Raw genomic sequence first — 1,157 nt, forward strand, 5'->3', positions numbered from 1 at the left:
AGCGTCACGCGGTCGTCCTCTTCGCTGTCTAAATTTAGCAAATTTGGCGATAAAATTTTACCCTTAAAGGCGTTTGCGCCCACGAGCCCGACCTCTTCGTCGTTGGTAAATAGGCACTCTAAATTTGCAAACTCCCGCATCGCGCCCATCATCATCGCCACGCCGATGCCATCATCAGCGCCCAGAGTCGAGTTTTTGGCTCTTAATATGCCGTTTTCTTCGATGAGCTCTAAATTCGGCGCCGCACCCACGCAGACCATGTCGTAGTGGCTTTGCAGGCAAATTTTAGGCTCGCCCTTTACGGCGTGGATATTGCCCGCCTCGTCGACGTTCACGCTAAAGCCCTGAGAGCGCGCAAAATCCGCTAAAAACTCCCTCATCTGCTCTGTTTCGCAGCTACAGTGAGGAATTTCACACAGCTTCTTAAAATCGTTCATAACCTCGTTTTTTTGCATGTTTGCTCCTTAAATTTACTTAACGATCTCGCCCGTGTAGCCCGTCGTCGCCACCGCATCTAGCAGCTGCTTCTCGCTCACGCCGTCTTTCGTCTCGACGCGGGCGGTTTTATCGTGCAGGCTAGCCTTGGCGCTGATGACGCCGTCTACCTTTAGCAGGGCTTTTCGCACCATCGCCGTACACAACGGACAGTGCATTCCCTCGACTTTGATGACAAAATTTTGATTTGCAAACGCCACGCTTGCAAGTAGTAAAATAGATAGAATTTTATTCATAAATTTTTCCTAAAACTTCGGGGTATGATAGCAGAATAATCACAAAAACAGCTAAAAAAACGTAGATGAAGATCCACTTTTTGCGGCGATTTGCGAGGTCGCAGGATTTTGGCTTTTTGAAAAAATAAAACGCGCTCGCCGCAAAACAAATCGCGGCAAGTGCGGTAAAATAGGGCCTTAGCTCGGTTAGGCTCTCTATCGCTTCCGAGCTAAGCAGGCTAAATGAAGCGCCGAAAATCAAAAACAAAAGCGCAGGCAGGCAGCAAAGAGTCGCCGCCAGCGCGCTTACTACCGACGCCAGAGCTAGCCAAAAGCCCTTCATTTGACCTCTTGCGACTTGTAGTCGTAGCTAAAATCTTTAGGCGAATAGTAATTTAGCACGTTGTCGTCCACTTCGCCGTAAGGATAGCCGAAGTTATTTAGCGG

General features: G+C 48.8%; 3 protein-coding genes. All 3 read right to left on the bottom strand.

The annotated features are described in order from the left end of the window. Nucleotides 1-455, bottom strand: a 455-nt coding sequence (locus Q0338_RS01415; protein WP_298085203.1) for a M28 family peptidase, incomplete at its 3' end; no start/stop codon positions are given. A 15-nt stretch (nucleotides 456-470) separates the two neighbouring features. Next, nucleotides 471-731, bottom strand: a complete 261-nt coding sequence (locus Q0338_RS01420) for a cation transporter (protein WP_295140567.1) — start codon at nucleotides 729-731, stop codon at nucleotides 471-473. Then, on the bottom strand, nucleotides 724-1,053 hold the full coding sequence (locus tag Q0338_RS01425) for a hypothetical protein (RefSeq protein WP_009496747.1): 330 nt from the start codon (nucleotides 1,051-1,053) through the stop codon (nucleotides 724-726). The genes Q0338_RS01420 and Q0338_RS01425 overlap by 8 nt, the downstream gene beginning before the upstream one ends. Between the last annotated feature and the right edge of the window lie 104 nt (nucleotides 1,054-1,157).

This window comes from uncultured Campylobacter sp., from assembly GCF_938018145.1.
Taxonomy (GTDB): domain Bacteria; phylum Campylobacterota; class Campylobacteria; order Campylobacterales; family Campylobacteraceae; genus Campylobacter_A.

What these genes read in the sequence shown, in the direction of transcription:
- Q0338_RS01420 (WP_295140567.1), bottom strand. Translation starts at nt 731, where the DNA reads ATGAATAAAATTCTATCTATTTTACTACTTGCAAGCGTGGCGTTTGCA.
- Q0338_RS01425 (WP_009496747.1), bottom strand. Translation starts at nt 1,053, where the DNA reads ATGAAGGGCTTTTGGCTAGCTCTGGCGTCGGTAGTAAGCGCGCTGGCG.